This window comes from Phyllobacterium calauticae (assembly GCF_019991125.1).
In the GTDB taxonomy this organism is placed as follows: Bacteria; Pseudomonadota; Alphaproteobacteria; order Rhizobiales; family Rhizobiaceae; genus Phyllobacterium; species Phyllobacterium calauticae.
This window is the reverse complement of sequence record NZ_JAGENB010000006.1, coordinates 165,966-183,897: the sequence shown is the minus strand read 5'-3', so window position 1 is coordinate 183,897 and position 17,932 is coordinate 165,966. Positions and strand designations below refer to the sequence as shown.

Genomic DNA, 17,932 nt, shown 5'->3' with positions numbered 1-17,932 from the left:
TTCCTCCAATATCCCGGAAGTATCTAACAACTGTTACAGAAGGAAATCAAGGTGACGACGATGTCCCTACTTGGGTCGCGCGGGCGTCTGCAGGTTGCCGGATGCACACCTGCCAGCAGGAGAAACAAAGCCAGATAAGAATGGTTGGATCGGGGCCGTCCCGGCCCTGTGCCGACGAAGCATGCAAGGCCCGGCGCTTTGCCGCCTGAGGCTGCTATTGCAGGTGTTCTTCGGACTCGCGCTGCGAATAGGCCAGGATCGCCTTGCCGATCAAGGAGGTCTCCTCGACGATGCAGTCGGCATAGATGGCGGCACGCACGCGGTGAACCGCCTTGTCCTGCGGCGCGGCTGCCACGGCAAATTCGATCAGGTGTGCGGCCACGCGCGCCCGGCCCGCGGCCCGCAGCGCCTCGGCACGTTGCGTCACGTTTTCGACGCCGCCTGCAAGGTGCGCGATTTCCCGGCCGAGGTCCCGGTCAGCCGCCGGCTTGAGATGCGCGGGGTTTGCGTCAAACCATCCGGCATAGAGATGCCAGACGCTGCGCACGACAAAGGCGGGATCATCGTACTTCGGCAGAAGATAGGGTTTGGCGAGAAGTTCCGAGGGCGCCTGGACGCTCTGCAGGATTGAATTCAGCGTGTCTCCCCTGTTCATCCGCTCAAGTGTCTGGCGGACGAGGCTCTCCAAGGCACTGGCAGCGTCATCCAGCATCTGCGCCACGCGCGCGGCGCCTGCAACGACCGGTCCATGGCCGGGAACCAGGATGTGGGGTTCGAGCGCATGCATGTTTCGCAGCGTTGACGCCCAATCCTGCGGATATCGCTGCACCTTGCGCGGATTGCCGGCATTCGGGAACACCCAAATGACAAAATCGCCGCTGACCAGAATTTTCTTCTGCGGCAGCCAGACAAAGGTTGCATCGTCCGTTTCGCCGCGCCCGTGCGCCAGTTCCATGCGCAGGCCGCCGATATCGAGGTTGAGCCGATCGTCATAGACGTCATCGGGGCGCCGGTGCTCGCCGGGGAAGACATAGCCGGCTTTGTTGAACTGGCGTCCCATGACGAGACTGTTCAGATCCTGCGACTGGTCATAGCGTGCGAAGCGCTGCAAGACGTTGCGGTGTGCAACGATCCGCGGGCGGGCAACACCGTTGGCGTCGGCCTCCTCGTCGAGGAGTCGGGCACCCCAGGTATGGTCGATATGGCCGTGGGTATAGATGACCGTGTGGACGGGGCTGCTGTCCCAGCGGCGGATGACATCAAGTGTTTCCCGCGCGGTCTCCCGGCCGCCCGTATCGATGAGCACCAGCCCGGCGCCGGTGCGGATTGCCGTGACGTTGCCGACGACGTAGTGCGTGGAGACAACAATCATCTCGTCGCAGACGCCCTGCGCGGAACCGCCGGCAACGGCTGCGCTCCATTCTTCCATGGCCGCTTCGCCGCGCCATAATCTCTCGAAAAGGCGGTTCATGTCTGTGTCATGCATGGAATGGATCCTTCATCGCGATGGTCCCGCATACAACAGGCCTCCTGACAGCTTCATGTCAGGAGGTCTTGTCCTTCCGCGCGGGTCAAGAGCTACCCGGATGTCTCCAGCATGTTTCGCGCTTTGCGCTATTGGTGGCCGAAATACGCATTTGCGACGGTTTCGGCATCTCCATCCATCTTGACCTTGCCATGCTCGAGCCAGACGATACGGCTGCAATTGGCGAGGAGCAACTGTCTGGAGTGGCTGGCGATGATCAGGATCTTGGTCTTGTTGACGAGGTCGTGCAGGCGCTCATTGGCCTTGTTCTGAAAGCTTTCGTCGCCCGCTGCCAGCCATTCGTCCATGATCAGGATTTCCGGCTGGATGACGGTCGAGATCGAAAAGGCCAGGCGCAGCTGCATGCCGGTCGAATAGGTCCTGACCGGCATGTCGAGGAAGTTGCCGAGCTCGGAGAATTCTTCGATCTCGGCCTGTTTGGCGGCCATCTCGCGCTTGGAAAAGCCGAGCAGCGCGCCGCGGATGCGGATGTTTTCCCGCCCCGTGGCTTCCGCATCGATGCCCAGCGAGATGTTGATCAGCGAGGTGCATTTGCCGTTGATGGCGATGCGCCCGCCGGAGGGATAGTACACGCCGCTCATCACGCGCAACAGCGTGGTTTTCCCCGAGCCGTTGTGCCCGATCAGGCCGAGCCGTTCGCCGTCGTTCAGGCTCAGGCTGATCGATTCCAGGCCGCGGATGATCACATGGCCTTCGGCGTTCGAGCCGATGGTGCCGCCCGTCGCCAGACTCATGACCTGGTTCTTGAGGGACCGGCTTTTCGCATTGTAGATCGGAAAATCCACAGTGACGTTATCGAGTATCATAGAAGTCATGTTGGCCTTCGCAGGAAAATGGTGGGCGTGCCGAAAGGGTTTAGAGCCAATAGGTGATGCGCGAGCGGTAGCGGTTGAGGAAGAGCAGGGCGATGACCCATCCGATGATGGCCATGCCGGCGACCACGCCCCAATTGAGCGCGGTGCCCGTCTGCCCGAGCAGCGGCTCGCGGACCACGCTGATGAGATGATAGAACGGGTTGAGATCCAGCATCAGCATGGATTTGTCCGCCGGCAGCTGGTGCGGCTGCCACATGATGGGCGTCACATACATGCCGACCTGCATGACGTTCTGGATGATCTGCGTCAGGTCGCGGTAGCGCGTGCACACCACCGCCAGCACCACCATCATCCACAGAAGGTTGAGTGAGACCAGAACGAACGCCGGGAAGACCAGCAGGGCGGTCCATCCCATGAACTTGCCGAACAGCAGCAGCACGATGGGGAAAATGACGATGTTGTGGAACAGGATGATCGAGTTGCGCCACCAGGTGCGCAGGATATAGGTGAAGAACGGCAGCGGCAATTGCAGCATCGTCTCGGTATTGGAGATGAAACTGAGGCAGCCCTCGTTGATCAGCTGCGAAAAATACCCCCACATGATGAGGCCGACGCAGATGAAGGGCAGGAACTCGGACATGGGCGAGCGGAAAATGGTGCCGAATATCAGGCCCAGGGCGCCGATGAGCACGCCCATGTTGATGGTCAGCCAGAAGGCGCCCACGCTGGAGCGCCGGTAGCGCTGCGCCACGTCCTGCCAGCCCAAAAGCGCGGCGAGATGAAAATTGTTCACGGCAGCCGTGATATCTTCCCATGCGGTGATTTTCTGCGAATTCGCTATGGTCATGTCGACGCGCGTCTTTCCTTACAATGCGGGCTTTAGCATGCGGGCAAGGCCCGACCGGACCTGCCTATACACCGGTTGTCAGAACAATTCCAAGCCGCATCGTATTTCATCAACACGGTAGAAGCGCGGTAGCATGACGATGGAGCGAACAAAACCGGCTCCGGACAGGAGATTTGCGGTGATCGCCTAATGCAGCGGTTTGACCAAAAAGAGGCACGGATGACCTTCCGCCCACAATGTGGGGAAGATTTCCGCCTTGAGAAAACCGTTGCGGTCATAGAAGGCGCGCGTGCTGTCGAGATGCGGTTCATGCCGGCCGCGCGGCGCCAGCGTCTTGACCGTCAGCAGGGAACAGCCGGACTGGCGCGCATGGGCTTCGGCGGCCTGGAGGAGGGAACGGCCGATCCCCCGGCCATGGAATTCCCGGCGTGTGGCGATCACAAGGATTTCCGCCGCCGCCGGCGGATGATACTTGAGAGCCACAAACCCGGTACAATTACCCTGATCAACGTCAGCCAGAACAGGCATATCCGCTATAATTTTGGAGCAGGCGCTTATTCCGTCGGATTCTTCGAACCATTCCGGCAGGCCACTCATGATTTCGCTGCAAAGGGCGCTCTTTTCATCAGGACAGGTGATTTCACTGATCATCGACAACATCCATTCTCTGTTGGTTACATCATGAAAAACGAGGGCGTGAAAAGATTTCATCCATGATGTAGACGCTTCGGGATGGGCGGGATTTAGGGAATTTTTTTCCGATCAAGCGGTTGTGAATTTGCAAGCCGCTTTGGTGAATCCTGCCGCTAAAACCCAGTTCTTTTCGGCACGGTATTTTATGAATACCGCGTTCAACACACCGTAAGCCTGAAACTTACCGGTTATGCGGTACGTAAACTCATAAAATGTATTTAATGGAATGATGTTTGAAACAATCGCCGTTTCGCAGCAACTGCATATTGGGAAGAAGCGAGGAGTATTCTGGATTGAAACGAAATGATCTGTACCTGTGCTCTAAGCTTCAGCTTGAATGAGCGAGATACGGCCGCATTCTGGTAAATGATTCTCGAATATTCCTTAAGAATATCAACAAACTCATTTTTATGATCCGCCTGCATTTGAGGTGAAGACTTTTCCCTTCTCATAATTGCATTTATGGCTTCGCCCATGAACACGCCATGGAATCGTGGAATGAGAACATCCCGCAGATAGAAGCGTTTTTTAATCGAGTCATCCGGAAACATCGACAACAGTTTCTTGAAATACTTGAATCGGCTTCTGGTCATGCGGATACCATACGACGTACTTTCGGTGTGAATACACCACACAGTGACAGGTACTGCTGTGAAATAATTTGTATATCCCTGCCTGAAGATTCGTAGAAAAAGGTCGTCATCTTCATAGCCCATGAATTGGGGATCAAAGCCACCGACGGCCTCGAAGGCCTTGCGGGCTATCAGTGAGGCTGAAGGAAGCACGAACATATCATTGCGCAACAGATCATAGATGTTTTGCTTGGGATGGGCACCGTACTCTGCCAACATTCCGGTGCGGACCACGCCACCGTCGCCCTCGGCTTCGAAAAGGTCACCGTAGACCCATCCGAGATGCGGGTCGTTGCGAGGTCGGGCATTCAAAAGGGTTTCAATGTGCGTCTGCAGGTAAAAGTCATCTTGATCTAGGAATGAAATATAGTCTGCGGTAGATTTGGAAACTCCCAAGTTGCGCGCAGAACCCTGACCGCCATTTTCCTTATCAATCACTTTAAACCTGAGACGCTTCGCGAGATCATGAAGAAAAGCAGTTTCTGTGTGTGTCGAGCCGTCGTTGACAACTATGAATTCGTCGGGCTTTACAGTTTGATTCAGAACGCTTACGGCAGATCTCTCAATAAAGCGGGAACCATTATAGTACGGGATAATAACGACAACATTTGATTTTTGAAATGTAATTCTGGAGTTATTTTCTAACATAATCATCGCTTTAATCGGAGACGTGACAGCAAAATATATTTAGCAGATTTAATTTGGCGTTATAAAATCAGGATTGGCGCGGGCTCAGAATTGAGTGGGAGTAATCGTATTTCTGCATCCGGTCATGCCGGTTGGTGAAGCTCGGTATTTAATGAAATATTTATCTAACCTAACATTTGCTGCGTCTCTGCCTGTTGATTCAGGAGCAGCTTACCAAGTCCTTTATACCGCGTCGTCATAGCAATTAGTCTAACAAGGTTGTGATGCGGCATGACGGCGGCTCGTAAGAATAGGTCGCGTGGGAGAAACCCGTCGAGAAAAGCCCGTTGTAGGATCACCCAAAACAACGGGAACCCAGACCATTGTCCTCACATGCCGATCCGCTTCTGCAACCCTATCAGCTGAAACATCTGCGCCTGAAAAACCGTCTGATGTCGACCAGCCACGAGCCGGCCTATTCGGAAGACGGAATGCCGAAGACGCGCTACCGGCTCTATCATGCGGAGAAGGCCAAGGGCGGCATCGCCCTGACGATGACGGCGGGCTCGGCGGTCGTGTCGCGCGAGTCGCCGCCGGCCTTCGGCAATCTTCATGCCTATAAGGACGAGATCGTGCCCTGGCTGCGCGAACTTGCCGACGATTGTCATGAACACGGTGCCGCCGTGATGATCCAGCTGACGCATCTCGGCCGCCGCACCAGCTGGAACAAGGCGGACTGGCTGCCCGTGGTTTCCGCCTCGCCGGTGCGCGAGCCCGCCCACCGGGCCTTTCCGAAAGAAGCGGAAGACTGGGATATCGAGAGGATCATTGCCGACTATGCATCGGCGGCGCAGCGTATGCAGGCGGCCGGGCTCGACGGCATCGAGTTCGAGGCCTACGGCCACCTGATGGACGGGTTCTGGTCGCCCGCCACCAATCGGCGCGACGATGAGTATGGTGGCTCTCTCGACAATCGCCTGCGCTTCACCTGGGCGGTGATCGACGCCGTGCGCCGGTCCGTCGGCCCGGACTTCATCGTCGGCATCCGCATGGTGGCCGACGAGGACTGGGAGCAGGGCCTGTCGCGGCAGGAGGGCGTCGAGATTGCCCGGCGCATTGCGGCATCCGGCAAATTCGACTTCCTCAACATCATTCGCGGCCATATCGATACGGATGCGGCGCTCAACGAGGTCATTCCGGTGCAGGGCATGCGCTCATCGCCGCATCTGGATTTTGCCGGGGATGTCCGGCAGGAAACAAAATTCCCGGTCTTCCATGCGGCGCGCATCGCCGATGTGGCCACGGCGCGCCATGCCATTGCCGAGGGCAAGCTCGACATGGTCGGCATGACCCGCGCCCATATCGCCGATCCGCATATCGTGCGGAAAATCGAGGCAGGCGAGGAGCATCGCATCCGCCCCTGCGTCGGCGCGACCTACTGTCTTGACCGCATCTATGAGGGCGGCGAGGCCCTGTGCATCCACAATGCGGCGACCGGCCGCGAAGGCACCATGCCGCACGCCATCGCCAAAGCGGCAACCAGCCGGACGGTCGTTGTCGTCGGGGCAGGGCCAGCCGGGCTGGAGGCGGCGCGTGTTGCGGCCGAAGGCGGGCATAGCGTCACCGTGCTGGAGGCTTCGGACCATGCGGGCGGGCAGGTGCGCCTTGCCGCGCAGAATCCGCGGCGCAAGGAGATGATCGGCATTGTCGACTGGCGGCTCGAGGAGCTGCAGCGGCTGGGTGTTTCCCTGCGCTACAATGTCTGGGCCGAATCCGGCGATGTGCTCGGGCTTTCACCCGATGTGGTGGTGATCGCCACGGGAGGGTTGCCGCAAAATCCGCCCCTGGCGGCGGGCGATGATCTGGTCACCTCAAGCTGGGATATCCTGGCGGGCGCGGTGAAGCCGGGTGAAACGGTGCTGCTCTATGACGACAATGGCGGCCACCAGGGCATGAGCGCGGCGGAGATGATCGCACGCGCCGGTTCAAAGCTCGAACTCGTCAGCCCGGAACGGTTTTTCGCGCCGGAGATGGGCGGCATGAACCACGTGCCCTATATGCGCGCGTTCCACGAGCACGGCGTGCGGGTGACCATCAACACGCGGCTGATGAGCGTGACCCGCAACGGCAACCAGCTTGTCGCGACACTGGGCTCGGATTTCGATCCGGATTATCGCGAGGAACGGCTGGTGGATCAGGTGGTGGTCGAGCACGGCACCTTGCCGATCGATGATCTCTACCGCGAGTTGAAGCCACTGTCGCGCAATGGCGGTGCGGTGGATTACGGCAATCTGGTCAATGGCGGCGCCATTTTCCCGCAGCGGCTGGCGGAGGGGCAATTCGATCTGTTACGGATCGGCGATGCGGTGCATGCCCGCAATATCCATGCCGCCATCTATGACGGGCTGCGTTACGCCATCCGGTTTTGACGGCGGCATGCGTGATACGCCAACTATCTCCCCCAGTGAGGGGGAGATAGTCACTGCGATCCATTTCAATTTTACTTCAGCGAAGCCTTCACCTTTGTTGCCACGTCGGCGCTGACCCATTTGGTCCAGATGTCCTCGTGGTTCTTGAGGAAGTATTTTGCGCCGTCTTCGCCGGTTGCCTGATTGTCGGTCATCCAGGCGAGCAGTTCGTTGACGGTCTTGTTGGACCATGACCGCGCCTTCAGATAGTCCATGACCGGGCCGGACTTTTCACTAAACTTCTTGGTGACGACCGTATCCACTTCGGCCAGTTCCCAGGCGTTCTTTTTTGGGTCGGCGCAATCGGCCACGGTGTTGCAGCGCTTCCATTCCGCCGCGTTGAAAGGCGCGCCGTGATCAAGCCTGACCATCTGGTACTTGCCGAGGAGGGCGGTAGGTTCCCAATAGTAACCGACCCAGCCCTGCTTGCGTTCATAGGCCTTGGCGAGCGACCCGTCGAGGCCGGCGGCCGACCCGGTGTCAACCAGGGTAAAACCCTTCTTCTCCGCGTCATAGGCCTTGAAGAACTGTGCGGTCGCCAGTGTGCCGCCCCAGCCGGGAGGACCATTGAACACAGCGCCCTTGGAAGCGTCTTCCGGCGCCGGGAACAGTTCGGGATGTTTCAGCGCATCGTCGATGGTCTTGATGTCGGGGTGGGCATCGGCGATGTATTTCGGAATCCACCAGCCCTGAACGCCGCCGTCCGACAGCGATTTTCCGGTATAGACGAGCTTGCCGTCGGCAACGGCCTTGTCGAGGATATCGCGCATGAAATCGACCCAGCCTTCGGGAGCGATGTCCGGCTGGCCCTTTTCGGTCATCGATGTCAGGGTCGGAATGGTGTCGCCCTGCACGATGTCGGCATTGCAGCCATAGCCCTTGTTGAGAATGATCTTGTCGAGATTGGCGAGAACCTCCGCCGATTGCCAGTTCATGCTGGCAATGGTCACGTCACCGCACTCGGCTGCCGATGCCGCGCCCGCGGCACCCATCAGGGCAAAGGCCATGACGCTGCTCATCAATAGTGTCTTCATGTGAGAACCCCTTTTGTTGGTTTTATGGTGTTGGTGGTGGAGATGGCCGTTCGCAGCAGCACCGGACGCAGGGACTGCACCCGGCCTGTACAAAGCCGATAGGAGAAAGGCTGGACCATGGCTGAAACGATAACCCTGCATGGGGTGCCCGAGAAGCCCGAACGCGCCACATGCTTTGTTCTCAGCGACATGGTCAGCCAACAACCTTGCCGGGGTTCATGATGCCGTTCGGATCGATCGTCCGCTTGATCGTCCGCATCAGGGAAAGTTTCACCGGGTCTACCAGCGCCTGCAGTTCCGGCATTTTTTCCAGGCCGATTCCATGCTCGGCGGAGAAGGAGCCGCCCATCTGCCGCAGGTTGGCATAGACGATATCCTTGACCGCATCCTTGTGCGGGTTCTCGTCTTCGCCCGCCACGCAGATATGCAGGTTGCCGTCGCCCAGATGACCGAAGGCAAAGCCCCTGACATCGGCGCCGAGCGCTGCGACGCCCCTGTCGAACTGCCTGAGATAGGCATCCAGATGCTGCAGCGGCACGGAAATGTCGAACCAGTAGCCATGCGGATAGGCACGGGTGATGACATTGCTGTCTTCGCGGATATTCCAGATATCGTTCCGTTCCTTGCCGCTCTGGGCAATGATGGCATCGAGCACCAGTTCGTTTTCGATTGCAGCGCCCAACGCATCTTCCAGCGCCGCTTGCGCGGCTTGCTGGTCGAGGCCTTCGGTTTCGACAATGAGATAGACCGGCGCTGCGGTGAATGCGGCGAGCGATGCGGGACCAAGAGCTTCGACGGCAAGGCTGAAGTAGTTCTGCGCCATGAATTCGGTGCGCAGCAGACGCAGCGCGCGATCCTGCCGGAGCGTCTGGAACAGCGACACCGCCGTTGCAGCGGACGGGCAGGCGACAAGCGCGGTGGCGGTAAACCGGTCGACCGGCGCCAGCGCGAGAACGGCGCGGGTGACGATGCCGAGCGTGCCTTCCGCGCCGATGAAAAGCTGCTTCAGGTCATATCCCTCATTGCTCTTGGTCACTTCGGCGAGATCGCTCATGATGGAGCCGTCGGGCAGGACCACTTCGAGCCCCAGCACGCGCTGGCGCATGACGCCGAGCCGGAATGCCTCCATGCCGCCCGCATTGGTGGAAATCATGCCGCCAATGGTGGCACTGCCGCGCGAGGGGATGTCGATGCCGGTGGTGAGGCCGACCTTGGCGGCCTCCTCCTGCAGGGCCTGCAGGGTGACGCCGCTTTCGACGATGGCGGTTCCCGCCGCCGCTTGCACGGATTCGATCCGGTTGAGCGCAGCCAGCGACAGAATGATTTCGTCCCTCTGCGAGACGGCGCCGCCGGCAAGGCCGGTGCGCCCGCCATGCGGGACAATGGCGATCCGGTTGTCGTTGCAGAATTTGACGATGGCGCAGACCTGTTCGACATTCCGGGGGATGACCATCAGCCCCGCATCGAGATTGTGCGGATCGGAGCCCGGATGAATGGCGCGCAAGGCGTCGCCCGTCTTGATTCCGCCCGCGCCGGTTATCGCCTCAAGCGCCGCTACACTATGGTCTGCAATCATTTTGTCTCCGATGTCCCGCGCCGTTCGATAAAAATCCTCAGGGCGAGGATGACCGCGGTGACGATGATCAGAAGCACGGAAATGGCGGCGATGGCAGGATCAATATTGTCGCGCAGGCCCATCCACATCAGGCGCGGCAGGGTAATGGCATTGACGCTGGTGATGAACAGGGTGACGCCGATCTCCTCCCACGACAGCACGAAGGACAGCAGCGCCGCCGTGGCGATACCGAATTTAATGTTGGGGATGATGATGCGGAAGGCGCGGGTGGTCAGATCAGCGCCAAGACCGCGCGCCGCGAGATCGATGCGCCGGTCCACCTGGAACAGCGCGACAAGGATGAGAACCACGGCAAAGGGCGTGATCATGACAGCATGGGCCAGCGCCACGCCGATCCACGTGTCATAGCCGATGAAGCTGTTGAAGGCGGAAAGCGTCGTCATGAGGAAATACAGCGTCATGGCCGATACGACGGGTGGCACGATCAGCGGCAGCAGCACGAAGCCGATGAGCAGCGCGGAAAAGCGCGGCTGGAACATCCAGATGCCGAGGCCGAACAGGGTGGCCAGCACCGTGGCGATGGCGCTGGAAAGAATGCCGATGCGCAGGCTGAGCAGCACGCTCTGCCCCCATGCCGGATTGTCGATGAGGGCCTGATAATGCCGCAGCGACAGCGTGCCCGTCGGCATCGACAGAAACCGTTGCGGCGTGAACGATACGGGCACCACGGCCAGAAGCGGCATCAGCAGGAACAGCGCGACGGCGGTGGCAATGATCAGAAGGACGGGACCGGGACGGGATGATTGCATGTGTCAGCCCACCAGATGCGCGGGTTTGATGAAGCGCCGCATCAGCGCGAGCAGGATGCCGATGAACAGCACCAGCACCACGCTGATCGCCGCACCGAGCCCCCAGTCGGGGCTCTGGAAAATCCGGAGATACACCAGTTCCGCCACCATGACGCTGCGGCCGCCGCCGAGAATGGCCGGGGTGACGAAGAAGCCGAGGGCGAAGACGAAGACGATCAGAGCCGCGCCGATCAGGCCGCCATAGGTCAGCGGCACGAACACGCTCCAGAAGATGCGGCTGCGCGATGCGCCCATGCCGCGCGCCGCCAGAAGCACGCGCTCGTCAATGGCGCGCATGGCCGAGGCAATGGGAAAGACCGCGAAGGGAATAAGAAAATGCGTCATGCCGACGATGACGCCGAACTCGTTGCGGGCAAGCGCCAGCGGTTCGCTGATGATACCGGCCGCCTGCAGCCAGGTGTTGATGAGGCCGCGATTGGAGAGAAGCGCCAGCCAGCCGAAGGCGCGGGTCAGCACGGAAATCCAGAACGGAACAAGAATGCAGAATTCTGCCAGCATGCGCTGGGTTGGTGTTCCGCGCACCCAGACATAGGCGATGGCATAGGCCATGGCGAGCACGGCGGCGGTGACGATCAGGCAGATGCGCAGCGTGCGGATGAACACGGACTGGACGAGCGGATCGGTAAGCACGGCGCGATATTGCCCCAGACCCGGTTCGGGCAGGGTGACGCTCCATCTGACCACACCGAGAAACGGCACCACATAGGCAAGCCCGAGAAACAGCAGCAGCGGCGCAAGCAGCAGGATTGTTCGTGATGTCGCCGACTTTCCCATTCAAAATCCCTGTTGCTGTCAAAATGCGGCCGGTGATCTCCCCCGCAAGGGGAAGATCACCAAGCCTTGCTCAAGCCGAGATGACTTTCGTGTATTCGTCGAAAGCCGAGGCATAGTGTTCGGCATACCATTCCATGTTCAGCGGGATCTGCTTGGCCATATTGGCCGGATCGACGCAGTTGACCCGCTTCTTGTCGGCTGGAATGAGCGCATCGGTGGCCGGATTGGCCGGGCCCTGTCCGAGCAGCTCGAACATCTGCAGCTGGCGTTCCGGCGTCTGCGCGCTGGCGATGAACTTCATCGCATTGTCCTTGCCGCCGGGATTGTTTTTCATCACGGCCAGCGCGCCGGGCGAAATCAGGCCCTGATCCCAGACGAATTTGATATTGCCGCCGGAATCCTTTTCGAGCAGTTGCGCGCGGGTCGACCAGATCAGCGCCATGGAGGCTTCGCCGTCCATGAGCACGGACTGGCTCTCGGCGCCGCCGCCCCAATAGGCCACGACGTTTTCCTTGAAGGCGGCGATCTTGTCATGGGCGCGTTTCAGGTCGAGCGGGTAGAGTTTTTCCGGCGCCACGCCATCGGCCATCAGCGCCGCTTCCCACATCGCCGAGCCCCATTTGTAGAGGGAGCGCTTGCCGGGGAATTTCTTCACATCGAAAAAGTCGGCCATCCCCGTTGGAACGTGATCGCCGAATTTCGACGAGTCATAGGCGATGATGTAGGAGAAGAAATAGGTCGACGCCGCATGATCCCAGCCGAAGCCGGGGCGCATCTTTTTCCTGTCGACAATGGCGTAGTCGATGGGCTCAAGCATGCCCTGCTTGCCGAGGGTAATGCCGGAGAAGGGGTCGATGTCCATCAGGTCCCAGCTGGGCTTGCCGCTCTTGAACTGGGCGGTGATGGCGCCTTCCGTCGGGCCGGAACCGTCCATCTTGACGGCAATGCCGCTCTCCTTGGTGAAGGGCTGGCCATAGGCCTTGTCATAGGCGGTCATGGCATCGCCGCCCCAGTTGACCAGCACGAGGTCTTTCGCCTGTGCCAGTGCCCGGTTCGAGCGCATGAGGGCTGGCGCACCCGCCAGCAGCATCGCGGCCATCTGGGTGAAACGGCGGCGGCTGATTTCGCCGCGTTCCACCTTTTCAGCCAGTATTTCCAGGCAGTCTTTTTGAAATGCGTGATCCATTGTGTTCCCCTAGGATTGTTATTGTCACATTCCGTATGTCCGGCCCTGTGGCCGTATGCGTGGTTCTTAGGTCTGGTGCGGCAGTAAAAACCCCTGTTCTATGGGCCAGGACACCCAGACATCGGCGCGGTGCGCAAAGGGCGGCGTTGCAACCGTCGGCATCGACACCGCGATCGATGCACCGGTGCGGGTTTTCAGGTGATAGCGGGTGACGGCGCCAAGATAGGTCGCATCCTCGACCCGGCAGGCGATGGCATTGTGCCCCGCGTTGTTCGGCGCTGCAGCGATGGTCATATGTTCGGGGCGCACGGCGGCGACGGCTTTTGGCCCAATCTGCGGTTTGGTCCGGGCAAGCACGATCGTCCTGTCCTCGAACTGCCCGGCCGCCCTGTCGCCGTCGAGGCGCAGCGCATCGAGCGGCAGAAGGTTGATCTCGCCGAGAAACTCCGCAACGAAGCGATTGGACGGCCGTTCATAGACGTCCTGCGGGCGTCCGACCTGCAAAAGCTCGCCATGGTTGAAAATTGCCACGCGGGAGGACAGGGCGAGGGCCTCCGACTGGTCATGCGTGACGAAGACGAACGTCGTGCCGGTTTCCTGATGCAGGCGTTTGACTTCCTCCTGCATCATCTCGCGCAGATTCTTGTCGAGGGCGGAGAATGGCTCATCCAGCAGCAGCACCGAGGGTTCGAAAGCCAGTGCCCGGGCAAGAGCAACCCGCTGCTGCTGGCCGCCGGAGAGTTTTGTCGGCAGCTTTTTCTCGTGCCCGATGAGGCCGACCCGTTCGACCATCTCGCCGACGCGTCGCTTGATATCGGCGGCGGAGCGACCGCGCACCTTGAGCGGGAAGGCAATATTCTGTTCAACCGTCAGGTGCGGGAACAGGGCATAACCCTGGAACACCATGCCATAGGAGCGGTCTTCGGCCGGCACATCGGTGATATCCCGGCCATCCATCATCAGGCGGCCTTCGCTCGGCGCGGTAAAGCCGGCGAGAATCATCAGGAACGTGGTCTTGCCCGACCCGGAAGGACCGAGAAGCGTGAGAAACTCGCCGCGTCCGATGTCGAGCGACAAATCCTTCAGCGCACGGAATGCACCGAACGTCTTGCCAATGGAAACAGCCTTGATCTCGGCGGCTTTCGCATCGCCCAGTTGCATGCGTTGAGGCATTGATTGACCTCTTTCCCCTTCTTTTCGGGAAAGCCTAGGCACAATCTCCGGTGACGACAATTGAAATATATTGCCGCGATACGTGAATGAAATTCACGCCAGCATGAGCAGATGTTATTCCTGACCTCATGCGTTGCGCGTTTGCGACAGGCGCGATTTCAGCCATTCCGTGAACGCCAGCTGGGCCGGATGCTCGATCTTGGCGAAATCCGTGACGAGAAAATACGATTTTGGCGACTTGATGCTGAGGTCGAACGGACGGATGAGTTGACCTGCCTTCATGGCTTTGCGGCAGGTGAGCTCATCACCCATGGCAACGCCCTGCGCCGTGATGGCTGCGGAGTAGACAAGGTTCATGTCGGAAAAGATGATGCCGCGCTCCGAATCCGGGTTCTCGACATTGGCCAGCGCCATCCAGCGGGTCCAGTCCTCGAAATCGCCCAGATGCAGCAGCGGCGCGCGCAACAGGTCTTTTGGCTCGGCGATGCCGCCGATCTTGTTGAGCAGCACCGGGCTGCACAGCGGCGTGAATTCCACCTCGCACAGCAGTTCTACCGCGCGGTTCGGCCAGTTGCCGTCGCCGAAGGCTATAAAAATATCGACAGTGGAATCAGTCACGTCGTCGAGCTTGCGCGGCGTGACGATGCGCAGCGCGACATCGGGATATTTCTCCTGAAACTCGGCGATGTGGGTGCACAGCCACAGCGACGCAAAGCCCGCCGTCGAACTCACGCACAATGACCCGCCGACACCCGCCGGGCTCTGCCTGCCGCCGGCATCGTCGATGACGATCAGGGCCTTGCGCACGTCATTGGCATATTTGCGGCCGCGCGGCGTGAGCGCAACGCCCTTGCCGTCGCGCTGCAGCAGTTCGAAGCCGAGATCACGCTCCAAAAGGCGCAGTTGATGGCTGACCGCACTGCGGGTGAGATGCAGCTCTTCCGCCGCACGCCAGACGCTGCCGTGCCTTGCAAAACTCTCGAGCGACCGCAGGGCCTGGGTGGAAGGAATGCGCATGAATGGAATTCCGGTTGATGAGGTGAATAGAATTTGCACGTTTTGAAAAAACATATCACTTTATGTCCCGCCTTCCAGATGATTATCTCGCCGCAACGGGGAGATGGATGGTGATCACGGCAGCAGGAAGCACAGCGCTGGATTTTGTCGACGCGCATCAGGCCGACCTGTCGGCATGGACGCGCACCATTTTCGATTTCGGCGAAACCGCCTGGCGCGAATATCAATCGGCCGAGTGGTACGTGGCGCTGCTGCGCCGCGAGGGGTTCGACGTCGAGGTCGGCTCGGGCGGCATGCCCACGGCATTCTGCGCGCACTGGAGCAACAGGGCGGGAATGACAGGCAAATCCCCTGTCATCGGCATGTATGCGGAATATGACGCCGTCCCCGGCAACTGCCAGGATGCGGCAACGGTCAAACGGCCAAGAACCGGCCTGAACGAGCATGCGGGCGGCCACACCGACCCGCATTCGGGGCTCGGCATTTCCAGTCTCGGCGGGCTGCTGGCAACAAAAGCGGCCATGCAGAAGCACGGCATTGCGGGCACGCTGCGCTTCACCGGCGAACCCGCTGAAAAAGTGCGGGGCTCGAAACCCATCCATGCCGCCAAGGGCTATTATGACGGGCTGGACGGGATGATCTCGTTCCATCCGTTCTACATGCTGCCGCTGTGCAATACGGTACGCTGGGAGACCCACTGCGGCGCCGCCTATTCGATGATCTACCGCTTTGTCTGCGACCAGCCGGAGGGCTGGGGGCTCAGCGACGGCGCGCCGATCCCGCAATCCCATTCGGCGGTGCGCGCCCCCGGCGCCAACGACGCGCTGATGATGATGTACATGGCCTCGAAGGCGCTGCGCGATTCCATGCTGCCGCATCAGGGGGGATGGTCGATCAGCGAGGCGATCCTGACGGCGGGGCAGGCGACCGCCGACAATCTTCCCGCGGGGCTTGCCGAAATCCAGTACATGATGCGCGTGCCTGACATTGCCATGGCCGAGCGCGTCACCGCCGTGCTCGACCGCAACGCCGAGCACGCCGCCGCCATGACCGGCTGCCGGGTGGAGCGGCACTGGGTGTGCAAGTCGCGGCCCGGCCTTGCCAACCATGCCATGGCCGAAGTGACGTGGGATGCCCTGCAGGCTGTCGGCGCACCGCGCTGGAACGAGGCGGCAAAGGCGGTTGCGCGGGAGATTCAGGTGAATGCCGGGATCGATGCGATGCACGACCCGTTTCTCGATGAATGCGAGGCATTGATCGCGCCTGTAGAGGCCGAAGCGATCCTGCGCCGCGACCTGCCGCCGTCGCAGATCAATTCCACCTCCGACGATTATACCGACATGACATGGCACGCGCCGACGGTGCGGTTCTACGTGGCGCGTCCAGCATTGAAGGCACCGAAAGGCTTTGCCTATCCGGGCTGGGTGATGAATGCGCTCGGCGGTATTTCCGCGACCATCGATCCGATGGTGCTGACCGCCGCCAAGACGGTGGCGCTGACGGCCCTGCGCCTGCTTGAGGATGGCGGGGCGAGGGACAAGGCAAAGGATGAATTCATTCACCGCACCGGCGGCGGCATTGGCGGGTCAAACTGGATCGCACCATTGTGCGACTACGAGCCGCCGATTCATTTCCGCTGGCCGGAATATGTGACCACTGCACGCGGGCGGGACTGGTGGATACCCACGCGCCCCTGACGAGGAGACGGACCAATGACACGCCATGAACAGGGTTTTGACGGCGACGCTTTCACGCTGAAGCGCCGCAATCCGAACGGCGGCACCGCGCCGCTGAAAGGCTGGGGCTTTCGCAATGAAACCGACCCGCTGACCGATGTACTTTTGGGCTCGCCCGCCTTCCTGCGCCACATGGCGACAAGCTCGCTGTCACGCAAGCATCTGCGCGAGGCGCCGTGCAACATTCAGACCGCACAGGCCCAGCACAAGGAACTGGTCGCCGCCTATGAGCATTTCGGTGTGAAAATCCACTGGCATGAGCCGGAACCGGAACTGCCGATGCAGGTCTATTCCCGTGATTCCAGCGTCATGACGCCCTATGGCGCCATCATCACCGCCATGGCCAACTGGTGGCGGCGCGGCGAAAACTATGCCGCGATCCGCACCTATGAAAAGCTTGGCATTCCGATCTACGACATGGTGACCGCCGGCACCTTCGAGGGCGGCGATTTCAACGTGATCGAGGAGGGCTGTGTCCTCATCGGCTGCGGCGGTGCCCGCACGCAGGAAGAGGGCGCGCGGCAGGTGGAGGAATGGTTCCGGCGGGAGGGTTGGGAGACGCGCCTTGCCTTCATCGACGAGTATTACGTGCATATCGACCTGATGGTGGTGCCGATTGCGCCGAAATTGACGGCCGTGTGCCTCGCCTGCACGGAGCCGGGCATTGTCGACTGGCTGAAAGCCAAGGGCCACGAGATCATCGATGTGCCGTTTCAGGACACGATGAATCTCGGCTGCAATTTCATGGCGCTGGGCAAGGACCGGATCATCGCGCCGTCGTCGAGCAAGACGCTGATCGACAAGCTGCGCGCGCGCGGGTTTGAAGTGGCGGCGGTGGATATGAGCGAGATTTCCAAAACCGGCGGCGGCATTCACTGCATGGCACAGGCGCTGGTGCGCTCGGCGGAGTGAGGGGGATTTAACCCCCCTCTGTCCTGC

15 protein-coding genes are annotated in these 17,932 nt (G+C 60.2%); 3 read left to right on the top strand and 12 right to left on the bottom strand.

The annotated features are described in order from the left end of the window. Positions 1-214 precede the first annotated feature (214 nt). The 5 genes from J1W56_RS20245 to J1W56_RS20225 all read right to left on the bottom strand — a co-directional run bounded on the left by J1W56_RS20245 (position 215) and on the right by J1W56_RS20225 (position 5,187). Positions 215-1,486: an alkyl sulfatase dimerization domain-containing protein gene (locus J1W56_RS20245; RefSeq protein WP_223615091.1), complete on the bottom strand. Its 1,272-nt coding sequence runs from the start codon at positions 1,484-1,486 to the stop codon at positions 215-217. 128 nt (positions 1,487-1,614) lie between these two features. Further along, entirely contained in the window at positions 1,615-2,361 is a 747-nt protein-coding gene (locus J1W56_RS20240) for an ABC transporter ATP-binding protein (protein ID WP_223615090.1), read from the bottom strand. A gap of 40 nt (positions 2,362-2,401) precedes the next feature. Next, positions 2,402-3,208: an ABC transporter permease gene (locus J1W56_RS20235; protein ID WP_223615089.1), complete on the bottom strand. Its 807-nt coding sequence runs from the start codon at positions 3,206-3,208 to the stop codon at positions 2,402-2,404. Positions 3,209-3,394: 186 nt separating this feature from the next. Next, complete coding sequence (locus tag J1W56_RS20230; RefSeq protein ID WP_223615088.1) at positions 3,395-3,859, bottom strand: GNAT family N-acetyltransferase; 465 nt, start codon at positions 3,857-3,859, stop codon at positions 3,395-3,397. Positions 3,860-4,119: 260 nt separating this feature from the next. After that, positions 4,120-5,187 (bottom strand): glycosyltransferase family 2 protein, encoded by a 1,068-nt coding sequence (locus tag J1W56_RS20225; protein ID WP_223615087.1) that lies wholly within the window; start codon positions 5,185-5,187, stop codon positions 4,120-4,122. Positions 5,188-5,543: 356 nt separating this feature from the next. Here J1W56_RS20225 and J1W56_RS20220 point away from each other — a divergent pair, with 356 nt between their 5' ends. After that, positions 5,544-7,589: an NADH:flavin oxidoreductase gene (locus tag J1W56_RS20220; protein ID WP_223615086.1), complete on the top strand. Its 2,046-nt coding sequence runs from the start codon at positions 5,544-5,546 to the stop codon at positions 7,587-7,589. Between the two features lie 71 nt (positions 7,590-7,660). Here the strand turns inward: J1W56_RS20220 and J1W56_RS20215 are convergent, their stop codons facing one another. The 7 genes from J1W56_RS20215 to J1W56_RS20185 all read right to left on the bottom strand — a co-directional run bounded on the left by J1W56_RS20215 (position 7,661) and on the right by J1W56_RS20185 (position 15,257). Then, positions 7,661-8,662, bottom strand: a complete 1,002-nt coding sequence (locus J1W56_RS20215; protein ID WP_223615085.1) for an ABC transporter substrate-binding protein — start codon at positions 8,660-8,662, stop codon at positions 7,661-7,663. 193 nt (positions 8,663-8,855) lie between these two features. Further along, positions 8,856-10,238 carry an FAD-binding oxidoreductase gene (locus tag J1W56_RS20210; protein ID WP_223615084.1) on the bottom strand — a complete coding sequence of 461 codons (1,383 nt, stop codon included), beginning with the start codon at positions 10,236-10,238 and terminating at the stop codon, positions 8,856-8,858. Next, on the bottom strand, positions 10,235-11,047 hold the full coding sequence (locus tag J1W56_RS20205; RefSeq protein ID WP_223615083.1) for an ABC transporter permease: 813 nt from the start codon (positions 11,045-11,047) through the stop codon (positions 10,235-10,237). The genes J1W56_RS20210 and J1W56_RS20205 overlap by 4 nt, the downstream gene beginning before the upstream one ends. 3 nt (positions 11,048-11,050) lie before the next feature. After that, positions 11,051-11,881, bottom strand: a complete 831-nt coding sequence (locus tag J1W56_RS20200; protein ID WP_223615082.1) for an ABC transporter permease — start codon at positions 11,879-11,881, stop codon at positions 11,051-11,053. Between the two features lie 70 nt (positions 11,882-11,951). After that, a complete protein-coding gene (locus J1W56_RS20195; protein WP_223615081.1) occupies positions 11,952-13,067 on the bottom strand; it encodes an ABC transporter substrate-binding protein in 1,116 nt (371 codons plus the stop codon). A gap of 66 nt (positions 13,068-13,133) precedes the next feature. Further along, positions 13,134-14,240, bottom strand: coding sequence for an ABC transporter ATP-binding protein (locus J1W56_RS20190; RefSeq protein WP_223615080.1), 1,107 nt, complete (start codon positions 14,238-14,240; stop codon positions 13,134-13,136). Positions 14,241-14,366: 126 nt separating this feature from the next. After that, positions 14,367-15,257, bottom strand: a complete 891-nt coding sequence (locus J1W56_RS20185) for a LysR substrate-binding domain-containing protein (RefSeq protein ID WP_223615079.1) — start codon at positions 15,255-15,257, stop codon at positions 14,367-14,369. 107 nt (positions 15,258-15,364) lie between these two features. Between J1W56_RS20185 and J1W56_RS20180 the strand changes: the two genes are divergently transcribed. Continuing rightward, entirely contained in the window at positions 15,365-16,954 is a 1,590-nt protein-coding gene (locus tag J1W56_RS20180) for a zinc-binding metallopeptidase family protein (RefSeq protein WP_223615220.1), read from the top strand. 15 nt (positions 16,955-16,969) lie between these two features. After that, entirely contained in the window at positions 16,970-17,905 is a 936-nt protein-coding gene (locus tag J1W56_RS20175) for a dimethylarginine dimethylaminohydrolase family protein (protein ID WP_223615078.1), read from the top strand. Positions 17,906-17,932: the final 27 nt, after the last annotated feature.